Annotated in this window: 6 protein-coding genes; 1 reads left to right on the top strand and 5 read right to left on the bottom strand. The window is 51.1% G+C overall.

Going from position 1 to position 5595, the window contains the following annotated elements; all coding sequences use genetic code 11:
• Window positions 1–32: 32 nt before the first annotated feature.
• A complete protein-coding gene (locus tag IFT47_RS27180; protein ID WP_192175167.1) occupies window positions 33–677 on the bottom strand; it encodes a DCL family protein in 645 nt (214 codons plus the stop codon).
• Between the two features lie 1745 nt (window positions 678–2422).
• On the opposite strand from IFT47_RS27180, the gene IFT47_RS27175 reads away from it, so the two are divergent.
• A complete protein-coding gene (locus IFT47_RS27175; RefSeq protein ID WP_192175166.1) occupies window positions 2423–3166 on the top strand; it encodes a hypothetical protein in 744 nt (247 codons plus the stop codon).
• Between the two features lie 75 nt (window positions 3167–3241).
• Here the strand turns inward: IFT47_RS27175 and IFT47_RS27170 are convergent, their stop codons facing one another.
• From IFT47_RS27170 to IFT47_RS27465, 4 genes are all read right to left on the bottom strand, one after another.
• On the bottom strand, window positions 3242–3688 hold the full coding sequence (locus tag IFT47_RS27170) for a GNAT family N-acetyltransferase (RefSeq protein ID WP_192175165.1): 447 nt from the start codon (window positions 3686–3688) through the stop codon (window positions 3242–3244).
• Between the two features lie 186 nt (window positions 3689–3874).
• Window positions 3875–4312, bottom strand: a complete 438-nt coding sequence (locus tag IFT47_RS27165; protein ID WP_244656101.1) for a hypothetical protein — start codon at window positions 4310–4312, stop codon at window positions 3875–3877.
• A gap of 166 nt (window positions 4313–4478) precedes the next feature.
• Window positions 4479–5270 (bottom strand): enhanced serine sensitivity protein SseB, encoded by a 792-nt coding sequence (gene sseB / locus IFT47_RS27160; protein ID WP_192175164.1) that lies wholly within the window; start codon window positions 5268–5270, stop codon window positions 4479–4481.
• A gap of 128 nt (window positions 5271–5398) precedes the next feature.
• The coding region (locus tag IFT47_RS27465) for a hypothetical protein (protein ID WP_206759209.1) at window positions 5399–5595 on the bottom strand (197 nt) is incomplete at its 5' end.

Raw genomic sequence — 5595 nt, 5'->3', positions numbered from 1 at the left:
CCTTCGACTTCTGCGCTGATGAAGTTTCCGACTCAGCGGGCTCTTACCTGAGTCACGCAAGGTGACTTGGGCAGACGCTTACGCTGCAGCTCAGCATGATGCCGGTGAAACTCCTCAAAGGCGCTGGAAATCCCTTTATCAACCAGCTCCAATGTCTCTCCATTTCCTATGGTCTCGAGGCTAGACAGATCGACTTTTTGGTCTTGGCAAAATCGCTCAAGCAAATTACAGAAGGGGTCCTTATGATCGATATGCAGATCCTTACGGTGGATGATGTCTGCACCAGTCACCGAGCATTTGGTTGGCAAACCTAAACCATGACGGAAAGCCTGCATCTGTGGACGCACCACAAACCTCAGTGCTTCACAGACTTTGCCATGTGGCGATTGAGGAACGCCAGTGATGCATCGCTCATATGAGAAGCTGTCTTCGCTCCCGTCACTCCGGACCAACCAAAACCCATTGCCGGCACCTAACGCATTTCTCTTGATCTTGAAATGGTCGACCCCCACTCCAATTTTTCGCTCCGCATCAGGATGCAATGCGATGAGCAAATGCAATTTTTTGATAGCGTGCCTGTTAGTAATCGCGCCTGCGGGAGCAGACTGCAAATAGCTTTTCAACACATCCAAAAGCGCTTTTTTTGATTCGTACTCGAAAGGCCCCAACCAATACATTTCTGAATGTCTCCATGACATGTGAAGCGGCTATTCACCGCAACGCTGGCAACGATACTGAAACTGTGGCTAGTGACTATTTGCTTCTGGCGCTGCTGCGATCCAACTCCGCAGGCTCAGTCCATTCTGCCCCCTAACAGCCACTCGAAGCGCCATTATTTGGCCATTATCACACAGTGCCTCTGAATATTGTCACGATCCGACTGCCACTGAGTGATAGCAGGCTCGTAGCTGCCGCAAAGGTGCCTTTGTAGAACCCCCTTAGGGTGCTTGATTCAGCACATATCGATTGAAATTCAGTCGATTGATTCAGCAATCTTCAAAGGCCAGCCTCCCGCGCAAAGGTACTCGGTAGGTACCTGCCGTCCACGCTGGCGAAGCAATTGCACTATCGTGACAGTCGAAACCCCTAATCTGCCCCCCAATCAGGTGACCTTGCAGTGAACGCCAGGTACAGCCCTTCCGGGAGCTGTAAATGCAGATAACTTCTATCCAGATCAAGCAGGTCAAACATCTGGCCAAACAGCTTGAGAACACCTACCAATCTCCTTAATCTCGGCCAGCGCCTAGACAAAGCAGTCACTCAGTCCCGAGGTGTCCGGCACTACCATGAAGCGCACTGCTTTTATGACGAATGGATCATGCTTCAGGTGCACCCCTCCGAAGATGCTGACCGAGTGACCAAATGCGCTTACTGCGAATTCAGCTCTTCTCCGGATATCAGGGAAGATCTCCAATCACATCGCAACATCCATCAGCAATTTCATGAAGCGTGCGTATCCCTGAGCTAGAAGCCTGGTAACTAAGTGCACCGCGAGCGTGTGAAATATGATGGGCGTCAGAAGGCTGACAATGGCAACTCGATCGAGGACCAAATAAAAGGAGTGCTGATGCTGCTTAGAGGTTTATTCCTTAGCAAGATTTGAAACGTTCTACCGTTTGCTTAGGTTTGAGGTCAAGATATAGGTTCAAGCGCTGATTGACGGAGCCAGCATGCGTATCGACCAAGATTCCCGCTCAGACGCAATCCTCAGGATTGAGCATCTCTTAGACAGCTTCAACTATTCCGTCTGGGTTAACACCTACGGACCTTTTGACCTAAGTAGAACGCTTGCGGAGCAACTGTACCATTCCATTGGTAACTAAAAAATCACTAATGGCCAGTTCTGCGTGACTGCAAGCGAAGTCCGCAGCGAGTTGACTGAGAAACTGGTGCACTTGGTGGGATGACGGTTATGGTCCGCAAGATCTCACGGCAAAACGCTCGGAAATCCTGACCCTCTTGAGAGCCTGTCCACGTTTATGCACCTCGAGCAAGCCACCGCCATAACCTCGTTTTGGCTAACCGACGGCCATCCGGCGTACCCTGTCTTTTGGGACTTCTCTTTCGACATCCAGTGCCATGGGAAAAGATAGATTTTTATGGGGAGTAGCCGCGACTAGAATAAATGAAAAATAAATCCGTCCTCTTTTTCGGCTTTTCTGGTCCATCGTTATCGGCAATGCAGGTGGTGGCTTTTCGACACAAAGCCGCCCCCACTGAAGAATGGCAGAACCGGTCGGCGTCAGCCGCTGGTGGCAAGCTGCGGTTGGCCAGATGCGGTTGGCCAGATGCGGACATTCATTAACGGTATTTTTCGACGCTAAACAGACGTCAGGTGCGGTAAGTGAGCGACGAAATTGTACGAATCACCAGGAGGTGGCACACTAGCATCATCACAGATAAATAAGCCCCAAGGACGTTCATGGCCGACTCAAGTAACAGCATTAGCAAAGTCATCACCACTAGCACCACCTTCATCGATAAAGCAGTTGAGTTTCGCCACTTCATGTTGCTTATCTCGTTTCTGTTGGCACTGGATTCATGCCTGATGATTTTCTTTAAAAAGAACCTTCTACAGTCTTTCGGTAGTTTAAGCGCCCCTGAGGTCAACGCCGCAGGGGCTTTGATTTTCCTGGGCATCTTTGCGTTTCTGATGGCCCTGCTTTTTCCTGTTTTGCGTCAAGTATTACTGGCAGTTGTCAGATGGATCAAATGGCAATATCCCGCCAAGGACGAAAAAAATAATCATGATTATCGCTATCCTTCTGGCGTCCGCAAAAAAGCGCTCATAGAAAGAGACAAACTAATCATCGAGTTGCTCGACAAAGAAGACCAGCAGAGAAGGGATCACCAGACCAACATGAACATCGGATTTGGCCTAGTGATTATGTTTGCGATTAACTATCTCGTCCTGGGAACTGACCAAGTGTTGACGCTCACTCAGACTGCGGTCACGTTGCTGGACGTTATGAAGGGGTTTTGGATTAGCGCTTTGATCAATATTTCGCTGGGTACGTTCGCCGTTTTCTTATTTGTGGTACTCGCCATGTCACTCAAACCCGAATCCAGCGATAAGATCTATCTGCCCGAGTCCGACGAGGAGAAGGCTATGCGAAAAGAAAAAGAAAAGAAGATGCAAGGGCCAAATGGTGTCTACCTAGGCTAAGAAATACATTGCGAGATAAGGGGATGGATTTATTTTACTTGGAAAATAAACTCGTCCTATTTTTGCTCGTCTGAGTTAGCTGTTGCTCAAGCAAATCAAGTGGGTCGCATGGTCATGATCTATTCGCATGAAGCCACACCGCAGGTAAAACGCATCGCCGTCTGCGGTATCAGTGAAAAGGCATACGTTCTGAAAGCGCAGAGCGGCATGTGCAACAAGCGCCCTTACTAGCACCTGTCCCACATGATGCCGCCTTGACGACGCGCGAACATAGACCCGCCGCAGCCTTGCCATGTTCTTTTCGACGTAGGGATCAACTGAAAGGCCTCCGATGGCTATTAGCTGCTGGTTTCGGTACGCGGCCATAAGACATTCGTCGGGGGCATTGAAGCGATTGACCCCGGAGTGCCACTCGGCAATCAGGCGCGTAAGAAACCTGAAGCCCTCTCCAACCGCCTCTTTCTCTAGCACCCGAATCTGCGGAGGAAGATCGGTGATCCGTTGAATGTCGACTTGGCTCATGCATCGTCCTTGATTGGGTGCATAGCTACAGGCAATGCAGATCGCGGCTTTTCGACCAAACGCGGCCAAATCGCCAAACGCATGTCCCACCGACAAGGAGCGGGACTCTCTGATTTGCGCCTCGCTCGTCACTCGCCAATTGATGGTGGGTTACGGGATTTTATGTGACTGCTTTTTGAAGTTGGCTCAGCACAACCTTTTGCCCACAGCCCTCAACACCGCTTCGCTGTGCCAGGTTTCAGCGCCAATGACGGCTGCTTCGCCGGTATCAGGCACTAATTCGATTGGGGTGGTGATGAATTGTTCGAGAAGCAGCCGCTGCGCGTCTTCAAGAAACCTGCGTTTACCTGTCAGCCAATGTCTTTGTTCGCCCGTCAGTAACAAAAGGGTTTGCGGATAGGTGCACTGCAGCTTTCGACGCAAATTAGCCAGCGCCGGTTTGTCGCCTCGGTCAATTGCCGGGGTCAGTACATACTTATTGCCCGCAGCTGCTTCCAGGTCGTATTTGTCTTGCAAATAGTCATCGACACTCACGCAGCTGCCGACCGTATCCCGCTCGCCCGTCATGACGTTGATCAAGTGCGCATTGACGCCGACGTAACAGAACTCCGTCATGCCGTGCACGACGTAATCTTCACTGTTACTGCGAATGACCCAGTAATCACCGTTGGGGGAAGCTCACATGACTGAATGACAAAACGCTCAGGTTTGCCATCTCTCATTAAGCCGTCAGACAGCCCAAGCACGATTTCGCAAGCTTGCTCTGCGCTAAACACCCGCTTGATCGCTGTCACGCTTTGCCAATACCAAGCAATGACCGCAGCCACCCTGCCGACTTCCGTTCATAGAAAGGCGTCGTTTCCTTGAGGAAGTAATCGCTAAGGCCTTCACCATCTTCGGTCACGCGATAGAGGTCAACGGGTTCGCCTTCCGGGGCGGTATCTCCGGCGACGTTACCGGCTTCGCGCATGACCCGTTCAAAATCTCCGTCCGCTTCAATACCAATGATCAGATGAGGCTTTTGATCAACCGATGGGTCATGCATCAACGCCAGAAATGCACGTTTTACGTTGCGATGTTTGGCGAGTAACTGCGTGAGTGAGTGGATCATCCTGGACGGGTATTGCGACGGCTGTCCGAGCAGCACGGTCGTGTCTTTTTCGACCGTGCGCTGCGCTGGCTTCTGGCCTATCCCGTCGGAGAGCAGATGGCGCACTTCCTCCGGCAAAAACTCTTTCCCATAAGGAGACTTAGGATTGAGAAAAAGAGGGGCGCCCCGTGTGATTTCAAAAAGCGATCTGGCCGGGATTTCTACGTAGGATTCTTCGCTGTCTATGGACCCTTGCAATATTTTCAACGAAGAAAAAAAAGGGATGACAGGTGAGCCGTCAGCCTTGTGCCAATTCGCGATGCTGATGTTGCTACCCGCTTCGAGCGTGACATGACCTTTGCCAGTCCCGGCAGTGCCAAGGACGTAGACGGTGGAATCCAGCAGCGTCTTGAAGAAGTCGGGTCGATGGGCCGGCTCATCCGCCGCCAGCCTGAGTGATTGTTCGAGGGCGTTTTCTTGCTGGGTATCCATGCTATCCATCCGTGGCTCCATCAAATCAGACAAAAAGTGAGTGCAAAGCACGCGTAGTTTTCCACGGGACTGTGAAAACAGGAAGAACAGAAGGCTCCGCTGTTGGCAGCGCTTTGCATCCAGCATCGTCAGGGCGTTTCACGCGATGTGAAAAAATGTATCGTCAATGGCAACATACTTGAAAGCCCTCTGATATCATTCTCACCTGCGAATACTTCGCATTGCCAAGGAGGCTTCAACCCTTTCTGATCACCTTCCTGGTAGCCCGTAATGTTCCTTTCGCATCCGTTTCGCCCCACCGTGCTTGCGCTTTGCTGCTCTGCGA

Origin of the sequence: Pseudomonas sp. CFBP 13711, assembly GCF_014842265.1 — a bacterium.
GTDB lineage: Bacteria > Pseudomonadota > Gammaproteobacteria > Pseudomonadales > Pseudomonadaceae > Aquipseudomonas.
This window is presented reverse-complemented; position numbering and strand designations above follow the sequence as displayed.